Origin of the sequence: Thioclava sp. GXIMD2076, assembly GCF_037949795.1 — a bacterium.
Lineage (GTDB): Bacteria > Pseudomonadota > Alphaproteobacteria > Rhodobacterales > Rhodobacteraceae > Thioclava > Thioclava kandeliae.
The window spans coordinates 600568-619506 of the sequence record NZ_CP149932.1; the positions used below are offsets into that span (position 1 = coordinate 600568).

The 18939-nt window shown below is 61.5% G+C and carries 18 protein-coding genes and 1 riboswitch; of the genes, 6 read left to right on the top strand and 12 right to left on the bottom strand.

Annotated features, from left to right (window positions below):
- Positions 1-67: 67 nt before the first annotated feature.
- A riboswitch (FMN riboswitch) is annotated at positions 68-210 on the top strand.
- A gap of 70 nt (positions 211-280) precedes the next feature.
- A complete protein-coding gene (locus tag WDB91_RS03000) occupies positions 281-712 on the top strand; it encodes a 6,7-dimethyl-8-ribityllumazine synthase (protein ID WP_339113690.1) in 432 nt (143 codons plus the stop codon).
- 92 nt (positions 713-804) lie between these two features.
- On the opposite strand, the gene WDB91_RS03005 is transcribed toward WDB91_RS03000, so the two are convergent.
- The 4 genes from WDB91_RS03005 to arfB are packed head-to-tail and all read right to left on the bottom strand — an operon-like array spanning position 805 to position 3645.
- On the bottom strand, positions 805-2292 hold the full coding sequence (locus tag WDB91_RS03005) for an inorganic phosphate transporter (RefSeq protein WP_339113691.1): 1488 nt from the start codon (positions 2290-2292) through the stop codon (positions 805-807).
- 58 nt (positions 2293-2350) lie between these two features.
- Positions 2351-2812 carry an NUDIX hydrolase gene (locus WDB91_RS03010; protein WP_339113692.1) on the bottom strand — a complete coding sequence of 154 codons (462 nt, stop codon included), beginning with the start codon at positions 2810-2812 and terminating at the stop codon, positions 2351-2353.
- A gap of 34 nt (positions 2813-2846) precedes the next feature.
- Complete coding sequence (locus WDB91_RS03015; protein WP_339113693.1) at positions 2847-3230, bottom strand: hypothetical protein; 384 nt, start codon at positions 3228-3230, stop codon at positions 2847-2849.
- Entirely contained in the window at positions 3223-3645 is a 423-nt protein-coding gene (arfB, locus tag WDB91_RS03020) for an alternative ribosome rescue aminoacyl-tRNA hydrolase ArfB (RefSeq protein ID WP_339113694.1), read from the bottom strand. The genes WDB91_RS03015 and arfB overlap by 8 nt, the downstream gene beginning before the upstream one ends.
- A 142-nt stretch (positions 3646-3787) precedes the next feature.
- On the opposite strand from arfB, the gene WDB91_RS03025 reads away from it, so the two are divergent.
- The 4 genes from WDB91_RS03025 to WDB91_RS03040 all read left to right on the top strand — a co-directional run bounded on the left by WDB91_RS03025 (position 3788) and on the right by WDB91_RS03040 (position 8418).
- Positions 3788-4480 (top strand): type 1 glutamine amidotransferase, encoded by a 693-nt coding sequence (locus WDB91_RS03025; RefSeq protein WP_339113695.1) that lies wholly within the window; start codon positions 3788-3790, stop codon positions 4478-4480.
- Positions 4477-5829: a glutamine synthetase family protein gene (locus WDB91_RS03030; protein ID WP_339113696.1), complete on the top strand. Its 1353-nt coding sequence runs from the start codon at positions 4477-4479 to the stop codon at positions 5827-5829. Before WDB91_RS03025 ends, WDB91_RS03030 begins: the two co-directional genes overlap by 4 nt.
- A 12-nt stretch (positions 5830-5841) precedes the next feature.
- Complete coding sequence (locus tag WDB91_RS03035) at positions 5842-7146, top strand: FAD-binding oxidoreductase (protein ID WP_339113697.1); 1305 nt, start codon at positions 5842-5844, stop codon at positions 7144-7146.
- Positions 7147-7233: 87 nt separating this feature from the next.
- Positions 7234-8418 carry an aminotransferase class I/II-fold pyridoxal phosphate-dependent enzyme gene (locus tag WDB91_RS03040; protein WP_339113698.1) on the top strand — a complete coding sequence of 395 codons (1185 nt, stop codon included), beginning with the start codon at positions 7234-7236 and terminating at the stop codon, positions 8416-8418.
- 58 nt (positions 8419-8476) lie between these two features.
- On the opposite strand, the gene WDB91_RS03045 is transcribed toward WDB91_RS03040, so the two are convergent.
- Positions 8477-9916, bottom strand: coding sequence for an aldehyde dehydrogenase family protein (locus tag WDB91_RS03045; RefSeq protein WP_339113699.1), 1440 nt, complete (start codon positions 9914-9916; stop codon positions 8477-8479).
- Between the two features lie 189 nt (positions 9917-10105).
- On the opposite strand from WDB91_RS03045, the gene WDB91_RS03050 reads away from it, so the two are divergent.
- Positions 10106-10762 carry a peroxiredoxin gene (locus WDB91_RS03050; protein WP_339113700.1) on the top strand — a complete coding sequence of 219 codons (657 nt, stop codon included), beginning with the start codon at positions 10106-10108 and terminating at the stop codon, positions 10760-10762.
- A 33-nt stretch (positions 10763-10795) separates the two neighbouring features.
- Here the strand turns inward: WDB91_RS03050 and WDB91_RS03055 are convergent, their stop codons facing one another.
- From WDB91_RS03055 to rpsO, 7 genes are all read right to left on the bottom strand, one after another.
- Positions 10796-11635 carry a glycosyltransferase family A protein gene (locus WDB91_RS03055; protein ID WP_339113701.1) on the bottom strand — a complete coding sequence of 280 codons (840 nt, stop codon included), beginning with the start codon at positions 11633-11635 and terminating at the stop codon, positions 10796-10798.
- Complete coding sequence (locus WDB91_RS03060; RefSeq protein WP_339113702.1) at positions 11628-12413, bottom strand: hypothetical protein; 786 nt, start codon at positions 12411-12413, stop codon at positions 11628-11630. The genes WDB91_RS03055 and WDB91_RS03060 overlap by 8 nt, the downstream gene beginning before the upstream one ends.
- Before the next feature lie 18 nt (positions 12414-12431).
- Complete coding sequence (locus tag WDB91_RS03065; RefSeq protein WP_339113703.1) at positions 12432-13214, bottom strand: hypothetical protein; 783 nt, start codon at positions 13212-13214, stop codon at positions 12432-12434.
- Positions 13215-13317: 103 nt separating this feature from the next.
- Entirely contained in the window at positions 13318-14382 is a 1065-nt protein-coding gene (locus WDB91_RS03070; protein ID WP_339113704.1) for a stealth family protein, read from the bottom strand.
- A 78-nt stretch (positions 14383-14460) separates the two neighbouring features.
- Complete coding sequence (pnp, locus tag WDB91_RS03075) at positions 14461-16605, bottom strand: polyribonucleotide nucleotidyltransferase (protein WP_339113705.1); 2145 nt, start codon at positions 16603-16605, stop codon at positions 14461-14463.
- 288 nt (positions 16606-16893) lie between these two features.
- Positions 16894-18345 (bottom strand): sodium/proline symporter PutP, encoded by a 1452-nt coding sequence (putP, locus tag WDB91_RS03080; RefSeq protein WP_339113706.1) that lies wholly within the window; start codon positions 18343-18345, stop codon positions 16894-16896.
- A gap of 288 nt (positions 18346-18633) precedes the next feature.
- Complete coding sequence (gene rpsO / locus WDB91_RS03085) at positions 18634-18903, bottom strand: 30S ribosomal protein S15 (RefSeq protein WP_339113707.1); 270 nt, start codon at positions 18901-18903, stop codon at positions 18634-18636.
- Positions 18904-18939 lie beyond the last annotated feature (36 nt).

An 18939-nucleotide genomic window follows, 5' to 3' on the forward strand; every position in this document is an offset into this window, starting at 1 on the left:
CATGGGAGCTGTGCAAAATTGCCCTATCCCCGCCTCTTGCACCTGCCCTGAAAACGCGCCAGTTTCGCGCGGTTCTCAGGGCGGGGCGGAATTCCCCACCGGCGGTAAGCAGGATGACTGCAAGCCCGCGAGCGCCCTCCACATGAGGGGTCAGCAGATCGGGTGAGAGGCCCGGGCCGACGGTCATAGTCCGGATGGAAGAGAATGTGCCAACTCCCGCCTGCGGGCGGTATGGCATGTGATCGCCTTGGGTGACGTGTTGTTGCGAAAGGAGATCCAGATGACACCCACCCGTTACGCCTTCGTCAAAGCCCAGTGGCATGCCGATATCGTTGATCAGGCCTATAAAGGCTTCTGCGAGCTGATCCCCGCGGATCAGGTCGATGTCTTTGACGTCCCCGGCGCCTTCGAGCTGCCGCTGGTGGCCAAGAAGCTTGCCGCGACCGGCCGCTATACGGCGATTGCCTGCTCGGCCTTTGTCGTCGATGGCGGCATCTATCGCCATGATTTCGTGGCGCAGGCCGTGGTCGATGGCCTTATGAAAGCAGGATTGGACACCGGCGTTCCGGTGCTGTCGGTGTCGCTGACGCCGCATCACTATCAGGAAACCGATCACCATAACCGGATCTACAAGGAGCATTTCGTGCAGAAGGGCCGTGAGGCCGCCCAGGCCGCGCTTGGCGTGACGGCGCTGCATGCGACGCTGGCCTGACCCCTGTCAGGTCTCCTGAATAACAGGTCCCGCACATGAAAAAGACGCAAGCAACCCGCTTGCGTCTTTTTTGTTGTCCGCAGCCTCGAAGCTCAGGCCACCAGCGTCAGGAGATAGTAAATCGCCATCGCGAGGAAGGCCGAGAAGGGCACGGTAATGACCCATGCGGCGGCCACCTGCAGGATATGCGACCGGCGCACCAGCAGGCGACGCTTGCGCTCCTCGGGCGGCACGGGCTTGCCTTTCTGGATGGCGCCCGGACGGGACGCGCGGCGTTGGGCGTGGAATTCGCGGTAGAAGCCCACGCCGAAGATACCGCCCACGGCGATATGGGTCGAGCTGACCGGCAGCCCCAGCCAGCTGGCCACGATCACCGTAATCGCCGCCGAGAGCGCCACGCAGAAGGCGCGCACGGTGTTGAGTTTGGTAATCTCGGAGCCCACCAGCTTGATCAGGCGCGGCCCGAACAGCAACAGACCGAAGGAGATCCCCATCGCGCCCACCAAGAGCACCCAGAGCGGCAGGCCCACGGAATCCGTGATCGAGCCCACCTCGGCCACATGCACGATGGCCGCGAGCGGACCGACCGCATTGGCCACATCATTGGCGCCATGGGCAAAGGACAAAAGGGCGGCAGCCACGATCAGCGGCAGCGAGAACAGCGTCTTCACCGACTTCTTACGGTTTTCCAGCCCCTGCGATTTGCGCTTGATCAGTGGCACGCTGACCAGCCAGCACAGGATACCGAAGCACAGGCCGATCAGACAGGCCGCGCCGAGCGGGATCGGGAACACATGCTTGAGCCCCTTGAACAGGATATAGGCGCCGAACGTGCCACCCATGATCCCGTTCCAGACCGGCACCCAGCGCCGCGCGGCGCCGATACGGTCCTCCACATCCAGCATCTGGCGACGGATCACCGCAAGGAAACTCGCCGCAATCGCCCCGCCCAGCACGGGCGCGATCACCCAGCTGGCCGCGATCTGGCCCAGCATCGACCACTCGATCGCATGGAAACCCGCCGCCAGCGCGCCCGCCCCGAACACGCCGCCCACAATGGAATGGGTGGTCGACACCGGCGCACCGATCCATGTGGCAAGGTTCAGCCAGAGGGCCGCAGCCAGCGCGGCAGCCATCATTACCCAGATATATTTTGCGGGGTCCTGCAGCGCGAAGGGGTCCACGATGCCGGTGGCCACGGTCTTGACCACATCGCCCCCCGCCAGCAGAGCACCCGCAGTCTCGCAGACGGCCGCGATCACCAATGCACCCAGCATCGGCAGCGCCTTGGAGCCCACGGCAGGGCCCATATTGTTGGCCACGTCATTGGCGCCGATATTGAGCGCCATATAGGCGCCGATCGCCGCCCCGATCACCACGACACCCTGCCCCGGACCTGCGCCCATCAGAAGCGCGGCCATAAGACCGGCCAGACCAATGAAGGCCAGCGCGATGCCGGGCGCCACAAGACTACGGGAAAGGTGCTGCGCACCATATTCCAGCCGCCCGATCCGCTTCAGGTCGCGGTCGAGCGTTTTCCACTGGTTCACCGGCTTGCCGTTCTGATCTTCCGTCGACATGAATCCGCCACAAAACTGTTACATCCGGTGGCGGCCATAAGCGGGACGCGTTTAAAGATCAACGTTTGATGGGCTGCAATGACAGAATTATGTCTGCCAGACCCTCTTCTGCAACGGCTTTTGCAGCGTCTTCGGGGCTGAACCAGCGGCGCCGGCGCTGGCCCTTTTCGGGATAGTCCTCCGAAAGCTCTGCCTTGCCCATATGAAAGACCGCCACATCCACCGAGATGGCCAGCCCGCTCTCGAGCGCCTTGTCATAGTTGAAATACCCGACGGGCCGTTCGGAGATCCGGCCCGTCGCACCCGCCTCTTCCCAGGCTTCCTGCGCCGCAGCCCCCGAGAGCGAGCGCCCGCGCATCGGCCAGCCCTTGGGCGTGACCCAGCGCCCCGTGCCGCGCGAGGTGATCAAGAGCACCTCCGTAGCCTCGCCCGTCTTGCGGGTGCATAGCGCGGCCACCTGCAGCGCAGGTGGACGGCGGCCCAGCAGGCTCTGCATCACATCCAGCAGTCGGCGTATCATCCTTGATCCTTTGTCGGGGGCACAGAGCGGTCCCCTACCACATGGGGGCGGAGGGCGAGAGATCCAACATCACCTCCGACAGCATCTCGACCAGAAGCGCCGCATTCTGCCGCGAGAACCCCGCACCCGGACGGACCGGCAACCGGTTCTCCTCACACTCCGCCAGCAGGATCAGATGCCCCGCAAGCGCGTCACGCGCGCGCCCCGCGGTGTCGGAGGTGTCGAAGACCAGCACGATCCGGTCGTCATGGACGGCCACCTGTGGCGCGGAAAGTGCCGCAAGCCGCGACTGAAGGAACGCCATCACCTCGGGATCGGGCGCGCCCGCCTCGCCGCCATCGGCACAAAGATAGCGCGCGCCAGCCGCGTCCCAGCCCCAAGGGCCGTCCCGCCGCTCGAGAACAACTGCCTCAGTCATCGCCATCCACCTTTCCACGTAATGATTTCACCTCGCCCCTGATCGTCTTGGCCTTCAGCCGGCGCCGCTGGCTGCCCTTGGTGGGCTTGGTGGCGATCCGGCGTTTGGGGCGATGGGTCGCCGCCACGATCAGCTCGGCCAACCGCTCGCGTGCCAGTTCGCGGTTGCGCGCCTGCGAGCGGGTTTCCTCGCAGCGGATCAGCAGCGCGCCGTCCTGCGTCCAGCGTCGTCCGGCAAGCTGACGCAGCCGCGTCTTCACCGGCGCGGGCAGATGCGGGGAGCGCTCGGCCTCGAACCGCAACTCGACCGCGGTCGAGACCTTGTTCACATTCTGCCCCCCCGGCCCCTGCGAGCGGGTGAAGCTTTCGGTGATCTCCCAATCGGCGATCGAGATGGTGTCGGTGATTCTCAGCATGGGCGGAAAGTAACGCGCCTGACGGTAATAGAAAGGGTCTTCTCGTGCCTCCGGTCTCCCCCGCCCGGACCCCCTTGTCGCGCGGGGCATGCAGCACTAGGCTCCTGTCATCGGCGATCTCGCCTCAAAGAATGGTTTCTATATGCTGATCGGCATCCTCAAGCTTGGCCCCATGGCCGAGCCGCTCCGCGAAAAACATGGCCAGTATTCGGACATGTTCCAGCGACTTCTCTCCGGACACGGCTTCACCTACCGCATCTATGACGTTGACGAAAAAGGCGAAATACCTGCCAGGCCCGATGAATGCGAAGGCTGGATCCTGAGCGGGTCCAAACATGGCGCCTATGAAGACCACGCCTTCATCCCGCCGCTCGAGGCCTTTATCCGCGCAGTGGCCAAGGCGGAGGTGCCGATGGCCGGCATCTGCTTCGGCCACCAGATTATCGCACAGGCGCTCGGCGGCCATGTCGAGAAATTCAAGGGCGGTTGGGCCGTGGGCGCGCAGAACTACACTATCGACGGCCAGCCGATGGTGCTCAACGCCTGGCATCAGGATCAGGTCACGCAGATGCCCGAGGGCTTCGACTGTGTGGGCGGCAATGATTTCTGCCGCTATGGCGCGATGGTGAAAGGCAATCACATCTTCACCATCCAGCCACATCCCGAATTCGACGACGCCCTGATCGGCGACATGCTGGCCACCCGCCGCGGCGGCCCGATCCCGAATGCGCTGATCGATGCCGCCGAAACAAAACTGACTGAACGCAAGACATCAAACGTGATCGGCGAGCGTATCGCGCGGATGTTCCTTGCCGCTGAAAGGAAAACCGCATGAGCGACTGGATCAAGAAATGCCCGCAGGCGGCGCAGGATTACCTCGTTGACCGGCGGCTCGACGAGGTCGAATGTATCGTGCCCGATATCGCAGGCGTGGCGCGCGGCAAAGCCATGCCCGCGTCGAAATTCGCGCATCAATCGCATTTCTACCTGCCGAACTCGATCTTCCTGCAGACCATCACCGGCGAATGGACCGATAACCCCGCGGGGGCCTTCACCGAGCCGGATATGATCCTCGAACCCGATTTCTCGACCGCCACCGCCGCCCCCTGGACTGCGGACTGGACGATGCAGGTCATCCATGACGTGAAGGATCAGGCGGGTAATCTGGTGCCGATCGCACCGCGCAACGTGCTCAAACGCGTGGTGGACCTCTATAAGGCCGAGGGCTGGACGCCGATCGTCGCGCCCGAGATGGAATTCTTCCTCGTGGCCCGCAATACCGACCCCAACCAGCCGATCATCCCGCCGATGGGCCGCACGGGGCGGCGCGCGGCCGCCAAACAGGCCTATTCGATGTCGGCTGTGGATGAATACGGCAAGGTGATCGACGATATCTACGATTTCGCCGAGATGCAGGGCTTCGAGATCGACGGTATCCTGCAGGAAGGCGGCGCGGGCCAGATCGAGATCAACCTCGCCCATGGCGACCCGATCCAGCTGGCCGACCAGATCTTCTTCTTCAAACGGATGATCCGCGAGGCCGCGCTGCGCCATGACTGTTTCGCCACCTTCATGGCCAAGCCCATCGAGGGCGAGCCGGGATCGGCGATGCATATCCACCAGTCGGTGATCGACGAGAACGGCGACAATATTTTCTCGGATGCCAATGGCGCCGAAACCGAGACCTTCCTGCATTGTATCGGCGGGCTCCAGCGCCACCTGCCTGCGGTGATCGGGCTGCTTGCGCCCTATGTGAACAGCTACCGCCGCTACATTCCGGATTTTGCCGCCCCCATCAACCTCGAATGGGGCCGCGACAACCGCACCACGGGCCTGCGCGTGCCGATCTCGAGCCCTGCGGCGCGGCGGATCGAAAACCGGCTGGCGGGAATGGATTGCAACCCCTATCTGGGGCTTGCGGCAACGCTTGCCTGCGCCTATCTGGGCATGAAGGAAAAGCAGATGCCGCGCCCCGAATATCTGGGCGACGCCTATTCCGGCACGGACGAGCTGCCCGCCAACCTGGGCGATGCACTGGATCTTCTGGCCGGTCACGATCCGATCCGCGATGTGCTGGGCGAACAGTTCTGCGTGGTCTATGAAGCGGTCAAGCGAAACGAATACAAAGAGTTCCTACAGGTCATCAGCCCGTGGGAGCGCGAGCACCTGCTGCTCAACGTGTAAGACGGAGACCCGATGAATCTGCTCTTTGCCAATGATACCACCGGCGAGCATGCGCCTAGCTACTATGCCGCCACCGCCTATTCCGACAAACGCCGCCCCAGCCTTACGGGCGAGGCGCGCGCGGATGTGGCGATCATCGGGGGCGGGTTCACGGGGCTTTCGACCGCGCTGCATCTGGCGCAGCGCGGCTATTCGGTCAGGCTTCTCGAGGCACATCGGATAGGCTTTGGCGCCTCAGGGCGCAATGGCGGGCAGGTCGGCTCCGGCCAGCGGCTCGAGCAGGACGAGCTGGAATTGCGCTACGGGCGCGAGATGGCCCACAGGCTCTGGGAGTTCGGGCAGGAGGCCAAGGGGCTGATCAAATGCCTGATCGCCTCGCATGACATTCCGGTCACCTTCCATGAGGGGATCGTGCATGCCTGCCTGAACAAGCACGAGGTCCGGCACTCGCATCACATGGCCGAGAAACTGGCCCGCGATTACGGCTATAATCTGGTCGAGCCGCTTTCCAGGGAAGAGCTGCACGAGATCCTTCCCTCAGACCGCTACAAGGGCGGCGATATCGACCGTGGCGCAGGGCATCTGCATCCGCTGAACTTCGCGCAGGGGCTGGCGCTGGCCGCCGAGAAGGCGGGGGCGGTGCTTTACGAGGAAAGCCATGTGCAGAAGGTCGAGACCGGCCCCGAGGTCACCATCACCACCGATAATGGCGTGCTGAAGGCAAGCTATCTGGTGCTGGCCTGCAACGGCTATCTGGGCGATCTCAAGCCCAAGGTCGCGGCCCGCGTCATGCCGATCAACAATTTCATCGTCGCGACCGAGCCGCTGGGCACCCGCACCGCCGAGGTGCTGCGCGAGAACGTGGCCGTGGCCGACACCAAATTCGTGGTCAATTACTGGCGACTGTCGGAAGACAACCGGCTGCTGTTCGGCGGGGGCGAGAGCTATGGCTACCGCTTCCCCGATATCGTGAAGACCGTGCGCAAACCGATGCTGGAGATCTATCCCTCGCTCAAGGATGTGAGGATCGATTACGCTTGGGGCGGCACGCTGGCCATCACCATGAACCGCATGCCAGCCTTCATCCGGCCGGCGGGAGACAATATCCTCTCGGCCTCGGGGTTTTCCGGGCACGGGGTAGCGATGGGCGTTCTGGCGGGGCGGATCATGGCCGAAGCCATCAGCGGTCAGGCCGAGAAGTTCGATCTTTTCGCCTCGCTCGATGTGCCCAAATTCCCCGGCGGCGCGCTGCTGCGCAGCCCGCTTCTGGCGGCGGCCATGACGTGGTATGCGATGCGCGACCGCTTAGGGTTGTAAGCAGGCCTATCTGTTGACACATTAGTTTCACGCGCCCTTAGCATACTGCCGGGGCAATGAAGCTGCAAATTGTGTCAGGAGAGTCTCATGCCACGCGATGCACGGATCGCCCCAAACTGCTACGATGCCGAGCCGATCCCCGAGGCGGCCCGCGTCGAAATAGAGCGCCTGCTGAGCACCGGCGATCTCTTCCGCTATACCTCCGAGGACGCGCCCGTTGCGCGGCTGGAGGCGGAGTTTGCCGCCCATATGGGGGTCAGCTACGCCATCGCCGTCTCCAGCTGCTCGCAGGCGCTGTTTCTGGCGATGAAGGCGCTGGACCTGCCGGCAGGTGCGCGGGTTCTGGTGCCGGCCTTCACCTTTGCCGCCGTACCTTCCGCGATTGTCCATGCGGGCTGTGTGCCGGTTCTGGTGGAGGTCGATGACAGCCTGCGGATCGACCCTCTGGATTTCCGCGCCAAGCTGGAGGGGGCCGATGCCGTGCTGATCAGCCATATGCGCGGCCATACCTCCGATATGGATATGATCATGGACGAGGCCGGGGCCCGTGGCCTGCCGGTGATCGAGGATGCCGCCCATAGTCTTGGCACCACATGGCATGGCCGCAAGATCGGCACCATCGGTCGTATCGGCTGTTTCTCCTTCCAGAGCTACAAGCTGCTGAATGCGGGCGAAGGCGGGGTGATGATCACCGATGATCCCGAACTGGCGGCGCGTGCCATCATCATGTCGGGCGCCTACGAGCATAACTGGAAAAAGCACCCGGGCCTGACCGCGCGCTGCGAGGCTTGGCAGAACCGGCTGCCGCTTTATAACTGCCGGATGCAGAACCTTTCAGCGGCGATCCTGCTGCCGCAGCTGGGCGAGATCAGCCGCCGTGCGGCGGACGGTCTGCGCAACCATGACCATGTGGCAGAGCGTCTGGGCGAGAGCCGCTGGCTCTCGGTGCCACCTGCCCTGCCGCCCGAAACCCGCGCGCCGGATTCGCTGCAATTCCTGTTATCTGGCGACTGGAGCGACGAGGAGGCCCGCGCCTTCCAGGCCGAGGCCAAGGCGCAGGGCGTGTCGGTCTCGGTCTTCGGACTGTCCACCGATAATGCGCGCGCCTTCTGGAACTGGCAGTTTCTGACCGACCTACCCGATCTGCCCAAGACCCGCGCCATGCTGATGCGCGCCTGCGACATCCGCCTGCCCGCTAGGCTAACGCAACCCGATCTCGAGTTCATCGCGGATGCGCTGCTCGAGGCCGTGGCGCAAGTCAAACCCGCCTGACGAAAAAAGCCGGAGCCTCACGCTCCGGCTTTTTTACTTAGGTATTTATCCGGCCCGGTTATTCGGCAGCATAACCCGAGATCGCGATCACATCGCAGAACTCTTCAATGCCCCAACGACCACCTTCACGCGCGCGGCCCGATGCTTTCACGCCCCCAAAGGGCGAGCCCGCGCCACGCGACTGGCCGTTCAGCTCGACCATACCGGCCTGAAGCTGCGTGGCCATCCGGCGCAGACGCGCAGGATCTTGGGTCTGGGCATAGTTGGTCAGACCGTATTCGGTGTCATTGGCCACTTGCACAGCCTCTTCTTCCGTATCGAAGGGCATGATCGACAGCACGGGCCCGAAGATTTCCTCGCGCATGATGGTCATATCCGGCGTGCAATCGGCAAAGATCGTCGGGCGGACGAAATAGCCACGGTTCACGCCCTCGGGCAGACCCGGACCACCAGCTAGAAGGGTCGCGCCCTCGGCAATGCCCTTCTCGATCAGCCCCTGGATCTTGTCATATTGCGACTTGTTGATCACCGGACCGATATGTTTGCCATGCTCGCGCGGGCTGCCGACCTTGGTCTCGTCCGCAACCTTCTTGGCGATCTCGAGCGCCTGCGGATAGATCGAACGCTCGACCAGCATCCGCGAGGGCGCGTTGCAGCTTTGGCCCGAATTGTTGAACATGTGCTTCACGCCACGTTCCACGGCCTTGTCATCGGCATCGGCAAACACAAGGTTCGCGCCCTTGCCACCCAGCTCAAGCGCCACGCGCTTGAGCGTCTCAGCGGCATTCTTGGAGATCGCACGGCCTGCGCGGGTCGAGCCGGTAAAGGAGATCATCTCGATATCGACATGGCCCGACAGCGCGGAGCCCACGCCCATACCGTCGCCATTCACGAGGTTGAACACGCCCGCCGGAATACCGGCCTCGTGGATAAACTCGGCAAAGAGCATCGAACTGAGCGGCGCCTCTTCGGAGGGTTTGAGCACCATCGTGCAGCCGGCCACAAGCGCGGGGGCCACCTTCAGCGTGACCTGATTCATCGGCCAGTTCCACGGCGTGATCAGCCCCACGACACCGATCGGCTGGTAGCCGATCATCGCGCCCGGCGTGCCATCGCCCAGCGGATGCAGCCATTCGAAGGATTTGGCGGCCGTCAGACAGTTGGTGATATGGCTGATCCCGGCACCGGCCTGCGAGGCGAAGGCCAGATCGATGGGCGCGCCCATCTCGAGGCTGATCGCCTCGGCCATCTCCTGCTGGCGGGATTTATAGACCTCGAGCAGGCGCTCGACATAGGCGATGCGCTCGGCAGGCGGGGTCGCGCGCCATGCGGGCAGCGCGTCCTTGGCGGCCTTCACCGCGATATCGACATCCTCGGACGTGCCGAGGCTGATCACGGCGCAGGCCTCTTCGGTGGACGGGTCAATGACATCGTGGTCGCGCGGGGCCAGCGGCGCAACCCATTCGCCATTGATGTAAAACTGACGTTTTTCGATCATAAGCAGACTCCTGTTTGGGGCGCAGCCTGTCGCAAAGATCCCGAGGACGCAAGGCGTCACAATGACATACCGGTATGCCGAAACGGAATATAATGTACCCGCACAAATCGGGGCATTTTCCTGCCCTCCACTGGGCAAACCCTTCCGGCAGGCTTATATCTTTGGCAGCATTTTCAGATGGAGGATCTTATGGGACTGCGCATCAACGATATCGCCCCCGATTTTACCGCACCCTCGACCGATGGCGAGATCAAATTCCACGATTTCATCGGCGACGGCTATGTCGTTCTCTTCTCGCATCCGCGCGATTTCACACCGGTCTGCACGACCGAATTTGGCGCCGTCGCGCAACTGGCCGAGGAATGGGCCAAGCGCAATACCAAGGTTCTGGGTGTTTCGGTCGATACGGTCGAGGAACACACCAAATGGAAGAATGATATCGAGAGCTTCGCAGGCACCAAGGCCGGCTTCCCGATCATCGACGACACCTCGCTGACCGTGTCGAAAGCCTATGACATGCTGCCGGCCGATTTCTACCTGCCCGAGGCCAACCGCACCCCCGCCAACACGGCGACCGTGCGCACGGTCTATATTATCGGGCCGGACAAGAAGGTCCGCCTGACCATGACCTATCCGATGTCGGTGGGCCGCAACTTCGCCGAGATCCTGCGCGCGCTCGATGCCGTGCAGGCGACCGATGGCGTGCCCTTCGCCACCCCCGCCAACTGGGTGCCCGGTCAGGACGTGATCGTGGCTCTGTCGGTGTCGGATGAGGATGCCAAAGCCAAATACGGCGATCTGGACATCAAGCTACCCTATCTGCGCTTCGCCAAACAGCCGAAGTAATCCCCGGAAAGCCCGCGCCTGTCGCGGGCTTTTTCATTTCGGCTCGGGCAATCCGTAATGGGCCATCATAGCGGCAATCGCCTCGTCATTGCCCTGCGAATTATCGCTGCGATTGATCGATTTGAGGCTGACCTCCTGCGTGCCGGGCCATTCGATCACACGGGTGCGCCCGCCCGCATGGCGGATCAACGTGCCCTGCATCCGCGCCATCCAATACATCCAGACATCATCCGCCGTCGGCGCCAACCGCAAAAACAGATCCTCGCGGGTCACATCCTCATGCAGGCTACGGGGCGGATAGAGCACACCATGCACACCGGTCAGGAAGATATCCGCCCCGCATCCGGCCTCGCCTATATTTTTAGGCCAGTCGAGATAGGGTGCGGGCCGCCCGCCGCATAGCGTGAAGCGATGCGCCCGATGGGCGATCACCTCTCCCGGATGGGCGATAGACGCGCGCACCAGCCGTTCGAGCCAGTCGCGCGGATAATAGACATCGTCATCGAAGGTAACGACGGCCGCCTCCGGATAGGCCAGCAGAGCGGGGATATGCTTTTTGTAGGACCGCCAGTCCGCGCAGGTGCGGATTGTCAGCCCCTTCGCCTCGAGCGCACGGATCTCGTCGGGCAAGGCGGTCTCGTCGACCTCGGCCAGCCAGAGCACCACCTCATCGGGCGTAATGCTCTGGGTCAGAAGCGAGCGCAGCACCAGCACCAGCGCCGGATAGCGCGGCGGGAAGCTGGTAAGCGACACGACAAGCCGGTGCGGCAGGCCATGCGGTGTCCCCTGCCCTGTGCGCGACGCGATCTCGCGCCGTGCTTTTGCCACGCGCCTGCGCCATTTCAGATAGCGGAACCAGTTCGGCTCAGCCATCGGGCTGCTCCCATGCCCGCTTCAGCCACGAGACATCGCCGATCCGGCGATACCATTTCCCCCCCTGCCCGTTCAGCGCATCGGTCATCTTGGGATTACCGGCAAAACAGACGATCTTCGCACCTGCGGGGAGCGAGGGATCGGCCAGATAGCTCTTCAGCCCCCGCGGCACACAGTCATTCTTGAAACTTACGCACCAGCCCTTGGGCCAATAGGCCAGATGCCCGTGCTTGGCCAGCTGTGCCGACTGGAACTGCTGGCTGATCTCGTAATCTCGGGTCGCGGCCTCGGGATCGGCCAGATAGGCATCGAGAATATAGCTATGCGCCCCGATCTCGTAGCGGAAGACCGAACTGTTGCCGACCGAATGCAGGAAAGCATCCCGTGCGCTATTCACCTTGCGCAGGGGCTTGTGACGGAAGAGATCGTCATCGCGGATAATACGGAACGGGCCCTCCACCTCGAAAAACGGCTCCAGCGCACCGACAACCACCTGATCGAGATCGAGAAACAGCGCCGTCCCCGACAGCCCCGCCAGATCCTCGCGGAACAAAGCCAGCTTGCGCCAGCGGGTGTCGGTCTTGCCCTTGGCCAGCCCCAGCTCGGGCAGCGGCAGCGCCTCGACCGATGCGTCCAGCCCCGTGGCGTCATCGGTAAAACAGATGAAGCGATGCGGCCGGCCAAGGTGTTTGCGCACCCCTGCCGCCAATCGGTTCACATATTCGGGCCCGTAAAGCGTGCCCCATTTCATGGTGAGGATAAGAACCGGTTTGGTCATGACAGCCCCCTTTCGGCCCTATAGGAAGCCCTGCGCCCGAGCTTTCGCGATCTGCAGATCGAGATAGCTACCGGACGGGATCTTTCCCTCGAAATCGCGTTTGGCATGGCGCTCGACCACACTTTTCGACAGATGCACACCATAGGTATCGGGGCCGAAACTGCTGTCATCCAGACGTCCCGGCTCGATGAACTGGCGCACATCCCGCACCGCGACGGGATAGAATGCGTCGATCGGCAAGGCGCGCTCGAATGCGCCATGGTTACGCAGAGCGGCGGTAAAGGCACGCGGACCGGTCGATCCCCAGATCCATTCCTCGATGGGCAGGCCCCGCCCCAGTGTTCTGATCTGGTATTTCAGGCGTCGCAGGCCCGTCACCTGCGGAGGGATTCCTCTGAACCCCGCCTTGTATTGCATCAGCTCGCGCGTGACGGCGCTGTCGGAAGGCACCCGCATTACGGCACAATTCACCGAATCTGGCTGCTGAAGCCCGTAGACCCATTCACTGTCAAAGACGAAAGGACGCAGCGCGATCACATCGAGATCCACCCACATGAACTCGGATCGTCCCATCATGTGATAGCGGAAGAAGTTGGAATGCAGCGAGGGGCTGTTTTCCTTGGCGTAATAGGAAATCGTCTCGGTCGGCAGGATCTCGTTGGCGTCGCGGTTCTCGAACCCTTTGGGCATATCGGCCAGAGGAGTGTAACTGAAGACCGTCACGGTCTGATCGAACCGCGCAAAGGACGCCAGACTTGCCCGCTCCATAGGACCTAATTCACCAACCCAAAGGGTCGCCATTTTCGTCATCTTGTTCTGCTTTCATCGAAAAACGGGACAGTTCCGACTTCCCATACTCCACCTCCGGACGCAATGGGTGCGCATCGCGCCATGGTCTGCGGGTTCAGGCGCTCTCCCGGTGCAGTGCTGCGGTTCGGATATCATCTGGCGCCCTGCCATTCTGCCGCAAAACAGCCGCGGGACAGTGCGAGCCGACGCGCTCGACGAGCCAGTCGATCACCGCAGCCCGATCATCTTCCGCCGCACAGTCTAAGCTCTGGACACAGAGGAATTTTACCGCCGGCTCCATATTGGCCCTGATCTTGTCAGCCCCTTCGCCGCAGCCACAATCTACCTCGTAATGGACACGCTCATTGTGGATCGTAAGCGCCGGATCTGCCCGTAACTCAAGAAGATAAGCCAAAGCTGCAACTTGGAACTGGGTATGGTTGCGGAAGCGGAATTTCATTTGGGCACGGAGGATCTCGGGATGCCGCTCATAGAAGTTTCGCTGCGTGGACACGCGCAAGGGATGCGGTTGGTGACGCGGATTGACAGTATGTGTCTTTTCGCCGACCAGCTGCGCCGAGATAGACGCGCAGATATGCGTATTGGTCTTCTCACGTTGTTTCCGGAATGTGATCTTACGCAAGAACCGGCGCCAGCGCACCTTGAAACTCTTCCGGTGCTGCAAGACGTAATCGGCGTGGATAACGGGTTTTCCATCCTTGAAGAAATCCTCAACCGTCACCTCGCGCGTCAGGAAGAAATCGTCGTTGAGATATATATATTTCTCAGCCAATCCCGGAATGCGGTGCAACATGACTTCGATGGAGCGCGAATTGAACGTTGGAAGACAATTCTCATGCCCTGCAAAAATATCCTTGTGATCGATGATACGGATCTTGCCTGGTGGACAGAGGCCCTCTTTGACAAAATCGCCCAAAAACTCTGGCGTCTGATCATCCGTAACAAGCCAGATCGTCCGCACATCCGGACAGAATTTCAGGATCGAGGCTATACAGAAATAGATCTCGCCAACTTGTTGGAAGCGTGTCGGCAAAAGGCCTTTAGAATGTGCTTTTGCAGCATCCTCGCTAAACTGCGCCCGCTTTCGCAGGTGCTTCGGGTCATTTCCATCAACCCAAGAAATAACAGCGTCCAATTCAGGCATTGAGGCTTCCAGCATCCAGCATCCATCTCAAAAAATCAGGCGGCCCCAGCAAGGAGGCCGCCTGACTAAAGTTTTTAGCATAGATCGCTGGGATCAGTCTGCTTTTTCTTCTTTCTTCTCCGGCGCGACTTCTTCGCCGGTTTCTTGGTCGACCATCTTCATGCCAAGGCGCACCTTGCCGCGATCGTCGAAGCCAAGCAGTTTGACCTTCACCTCTTGACCCTCTTTGAGGATGTCCGACGGGTGGTTCAGGCGCTTGTTGGCGATCTGCGACACGTGCACGAGGCCGTCACGCTTGCCGAAGAAGTTCACGAAGGCGCCGAAATCGACGAGCTTCACAACCTTACCGGTGTAGACCTTGCCTTCTTCCGGCTCTGCCACGATCGAATAGATCATGTCATAGGCCTTCTTGATGGCTTCACCATTGGCCGAGGCGATCTTGATGATGCCGTCGTCATTGATGTCGACTTTCGCGCCCGAGGTTTCCACGATCTCGCGGATGACCTTACCGCCCGAGCCGATCACTTCACGGATCTTGTCGGTCGGGATCTGCATGGTCTCGATGCGCGGTGCGTGCTCGGAGAACTCGGTGCGGCCGGTGGACAGCGCCTTGTTCATCTCGCCCAGAATGGTCATCCGGCCGTCTTTGGCCTGTGCCAGAGCCTGTTCCATGATCGCGGGCGTGATGCCTGCAACCTTGATGTCCATCTGCAGCGAGGTGATGCCGTTCTCGGTGCCCGCCACCTTGAAGTCCATGTCGCCCAGGTGGTCTTCGTCACCGAGGATGTCGGTGAGGACCGCATAGCGACCGTCGTCTTCGAGGATCAGACCCATGGCCACACCTGCCACCGGAGCTTTCAGCGGAACGCCCGCATCCATCATCGACAGCGAACCGCCGCAGACCGAAGCCATCGAGGAAGACCCGTTCGATTCGGTGATCTCGGAGACAACGCGGATGGTGTAGGGGAAGTCGGTCGCAGCCGGCAGCACCGCTTGCAGCGCGCGCCATGCCAGCTTGCCGTGACCGATTTCACGACGGCCGGGCGAGCCCACGCGGCCAACCTCGCCCACCGAATAGGGGGGGAAGTTGTAATGCAGCAGGAAGTTCGAGCGGTAGTTGCCTTCGAGCGCGTCGATGATCTGTTCGTCATCGCCGGTGCCCAGCGTGGTCACAACAAGACCTTGGGTCTCGCCACGGGTGAACAGCGCCGAACCATGGGTGCGCGGCAGGATGCCCACTTCCGAGGTGATCGGACGCACGGTGGTGTTGTCGCGGCCGTCGATACGGGCGCCACCATTGATGATGTCACCGCGCAGAATGCCCGATTCCAGCTTCTTGATGGCCGAGCCGAGATTGGCATCTGCCAGATCTTCTTCCGACAGCGCTTCCTTGATCGCGGTCACGGCAGCGGAGATCGCATTGGTGCGCTCTTGCTTGTCCTTGATCGCGAAAGCGGCGCGCATCTGGGTCTCGCCAGCAGCTTTGACCTTGCCATACAGCTCGTCATAGTTCGGCGGAACGAAATCGAAGGGCTCTTTCGCGCAGGCTTCGGCCAGATCGATGATCATGTCCAGAACTGGCTGCATCGCGTCATGGCCAAATTTGACCGCGCCGAGCATTTCTTCTTCCGACAGCTCGTAGGCTTCGGATTCCACCATCATAACGGCGTCTTTGGTGCCGGCGACAACCAGATCGAGGCGCTGCTCGGGGTTGTTGCGCAGTTGGGTCATGTCCTCGCATTCGGGGTTGAGGATATATTCCCCATCCACGAAGCCAACGCGGGCAGCCGCGATCGGACCCATGAAGGGCACGCCCGAGATGGTCAGGGCTGCCGAAGCCGCGATCATCGCGACGATATCGGGCTCGTTGACCAGATCGTGGCTGAGCACGGTGCACATGACCAGAACTTCATGCTTGAAGCCCGGAACGAAGAGCGGGCGGCAGGGACGGTCGATCAGACGCGCGGTCAGCGTCTCTTTTTCCGTCGGGCGTGCTTCGCGTTTGAAGAAGCCACCCGGGATCTTACCGGCTGCGTAGTATTTCTCTTGGTAGTGAACCGTGAGCGGGAAGAAATCTTGACCCGGCTTCGGTGCTTTGGCGAAGGTCACGTTGGCCATGACCGAGGTCTCGCCCAGCGTGGCGATCACGGTCCCATCGGCCTGACGTGCCACCTTGCCGGTTTCCAGCGTCAGGGTCTCTTCGCCCCACTGGATGGATTTTTTAGTAACGTTGAACATTCAGCGTATCCTGTCTGGAAACCTCACAGGCGTATCCCGTGGGCTCCCGTTTGCATGGCGGCCCCATTGCCGCCGCCCCTCTATCCTGTGCATGTGCCCCGGGGGCTCGGGCGTCACGTCTCAGATGCATCGGCTCATACAGGAAAATGCGGCTCAGGGAAAGCAAACTGTGCGACATCGCGTCACCTCTTTGGTTAACGGCCCCGTTAGCGTTTCCCGTGAATCATTGCCCGCAACAAAAAAGGCCGCAGCGGGGGCTGCGGCCTTTCTGTGTTGGAGATGTGGCGCTTATTTCGCGCGGAACTCGCCGGAATCGCGGGTGATCAGCGTCACCACGATGATGGCGATGAAGGCCGCGACGAAACCCGGGATGATCTCGTAGAGGCCGGTAGAGGCGGCAAGCCCAGAATAGATCCAGAAGATCACCGTGCCCGCCCCCACGATCAGACCTGCCAGCGCGCCTGCGCCGTTCATCCGCGGCCAGGTCAGCGCGAGGATCACCAGCGGGCCGAAGGCGGCACCGAAACCGGCCCATGCGTTGGACACAAGCCCCAGCACCTCGGAATTCGGGTCCGCCGCGATCCAGATCGCCACAACGCCGACCAGCACGATCGCGATACGGCCCACATTCACCAGCGCCCGATCGGACGCCTTGCGGTTCAGCACGATGCGGTAGAAATCTTCCGAGATCGAGGAGGCCGCCACCAGAAGCTGCGAGGAGACCGTCGACATGATCGCCGCCAGAAGGGCTGCATAGAGGAAGCCGGTCACCAGCGGGTGGAACAGCAGGTTCGCCAAGAGGATGAAAATGGTCTCGGGATCTTCCACGGAGATACCGTTACGCTCGACATAGGCGCGGCCGAAGATGCCCACACCGATCGCGCCAAGAAGCGAGATCGCCATCCAGCCCATGCCGATATTACGCGCCTTTGGCACATCGGCGACCGAGCGCACCGCCATGAAGCGCACGATGATATGCGGCTGGCCAAAATAGCCGAGCCCCCACGCCATCGCCGAAATCCAGCCGATCGCGGTCAGGCCATGGGTCAGCGACAGATAGCCTTCCTGCATGTCGGACAGGCGAGCGGTTGCCTGATCCACGCCATTGCCCTGCCCCATATAAAGGATCACGGCAGGCATGATGATCAGCGCGAGCATCATGATGAAACCCTGCACGAAATCGGTCAGCGACACGGCGAGGAAGCCGCCGATGACCGTGTAGACCAGCACGATGCCCAAGGTCAGGCAGACGCCCACCATATAATCACCGCCAAAGGCGCTGGCATAGAGCTTGCCGCCCCCCACAAGGCCCGAGGCGGTATAGACCGCGAAGAACACCACGATGATCACCGCCGACACCATCCGCAACGCGGTGGCATAGGACGGGAAGCGGTTAGCCAGGAAGGCCGGAATGGTCAGGCTGTTGGAATAGCGCTCGGTCTGCTCGCGCAGGCGCGGCGCCACGATGATCCAGTTGAACAGCGCGCCGATGAACAGACCGATCCCGATCCATGCGCTGACGAGACCCGAGGCATAAAGCGCGCCCGGCAGGCCCAGCAGCAGCCAGCCGCTCATATCCGAGGCGCCCGCCGAAAGGGCGGCGACCGAGGGCGGCAGGCTGCGGCCACCCAGCATGTATTCCTCGGAATTCGATGTGGACTTGCGCCAGGCGTAAACACCGATGCCCAGCATCAAGATGAAATAGGCGATGAGACTGATCCAGATACCGATACTCATCATTTCCCCCTCTGTTTTGTTTGTGCGGTCTGTGGCACGGACCGCCCCGAAAACGAAGAAAAAAGACGGATCACATTGTGCTTATCTCGAAATAAGTCAAACCGACCAAATGGACAGAAACAAACAGCCTAAACGAACAGAAATACCCGCGATTTAGACGATTTGTGTTTTTAAAATTATGCCCGAAAAAGCGGCAAATTGTCACATATTGATTCTACATAGGACGAAAAAACAAAACGCCCGCTGAAATCAGCGGGCGTCCCGATCTATTCTGACGATGCGCGGATGCGCTTAGCGACGGATACCCAGACGCGCGATGAGCGCTTGGTAACGTGCTTCTTCCTTGCCACGCAGATAGTCCAGCAGCTTACGGCGCTGAGCAACCAGCATCAGAAGGCCACGACGCGAGTGGTTGTCCTTCTTGTGGGTTTTGAAGTGCTCGGTCAGGTTCGAGATGCGCTTGGTCAGGATCGCAACTTGCACTTCGGGCGAACCGGTGTCGCCTTCTTTGGTTGCGAATTCTTTGATCAGGGCGTTCTTGTCTTCGACGGTGATCGACATCGGAATCTCCTTGGTTAAGGGTTGGGGCACAAGCCG

Excerpts from the sequence above, each read along its gene's own strand:
- WDB91_RS03000 (WP_339113690.1), top strand. The coding sequence starts at position 281 with ATGACACCCACCCGTTACGCCTTCGTCAAAGCCCAGTGGCATGCCGAT.
- WDB91_RS03005 (WP_339113691.1), bottom strand. The coding sequence starts at position 2,292 with ATGTCGACGGAAGATCAGAACGGCAAGCCGGTGAACCAGTGGAAAACG.
- WDB91_RS03010 (WP_339113692.1), bottom strand. The coding sequence starts at position 2,812 with ATGATACGCCGACTGCTGGATGTGATGCAGAGCCTGCTGGGCCGCCGT.
- WDB91_RS03015 (WP_339113693.1), bottom strand. The coding sequence starts at position 3,230 with ATGACTGAGGCAGTTGTTCTCGAGCGGCGGGACGGCCCTTGGGGCTGG.
- arfB (WP_339113694.1), bottom strand. The coding sequence starts at position 3,645 with ATGCTGAGAATCACCGACACCATCTCGATCGCCGATTGGGAGATCACC.
- WDB91_RS03025 (WP_339113695.1), top strand. The coding sequence starts at position 3,788 with ATGCTGATCGGCATCCTCAAGCTTGGCCCCATGGCCGAGCCGCTCCGC.
- WDB91_RS03030 (WP_339113696.1), top strand. The coding sequence starts at position 4,477 with ATGAGCGACTGGATCAAGAAATGCCCGCAGGCGGCGCAGGATTACCTC.
- WDB91_RS03035 (WP_339113697.1), top strand. The coding sequence starts at position 5,842 with ATGAATCTGCTCTTTGCCAATGATACCACCGGCGAGCATGCGCCTAGC.
- WDB91_RS03040 (WP_339113698.1), top strand. The coding sequence starts at position 7,234 with ATGCCACGCGATGCACGGATCGCCCCAAACTGCTACGATGCCGAGCCG.
- WDB91_RS03045 (WP_339113699.1), bottom strand. The coding sequence starts at position 9,916 with ATGATCGAAAAACGTCAGTTTTACATCAATGGCGAATGGGTTGCGCCG.
- WDB91_RS03050 (WP_339113700.1), top strand. The coding sequence starts at position 10,106 with ATGGGACTGCGCATCAACGATATCGCCCCCGATTTTACCGCACCCTCG.
- WDB91_RS03055 (WP_339113701.1), bottom strand. The coding sequence starts at position 11,635 with ATGGCTGAGCCGAACTGGTTCCGCTATCTGAAATGGCGCAGGCGCGTG.
- WDB91_RS03060 (WP_339113702.1), bottom strand. The coding sequence starts at position 12,413 with ATGACCAAACCGGTTCTTATCCTCACCATGAAATGGGGCACGCTTTAC.
- WDB91_RS03065 (WP_339113703.1), bottom strand. The coding sequence starts at position 13,214 with ATGGCGACCCTTTGGGTTGGTGAATTAGGTCCTATGGAGCGGGCAAGT.
- WDB91_RS03070 (WP_339113704.1), bottom strand. The coding sequence starts at position 14,382 with ATGCTGGAAGCCTCAATGCCTGAATTGGACGCTGTTATTTCTTGGGTT.
- pnp (WP_339113705.1), bottom strand. The coding sequence starts at position 16,605 with ATGTTCAACGTTACTAAAAAATCCATCCAGTGGGGCGAAGAGACCCTG.
- putP (WP_339113706.1), bottom strand. The coding sequence starts at position 18,345 with ATGATGAGTATCGGTATCTGGATCAGTCTCATCGCCTATTTCATCTTG.
- rpsO (WP_339113707.1), bottom strand. The coding sequence starts at position 18,903 with ATGTCGATCACCGTCGAAGACAAGAACGCCCTGATCAAAGAATTCGCA.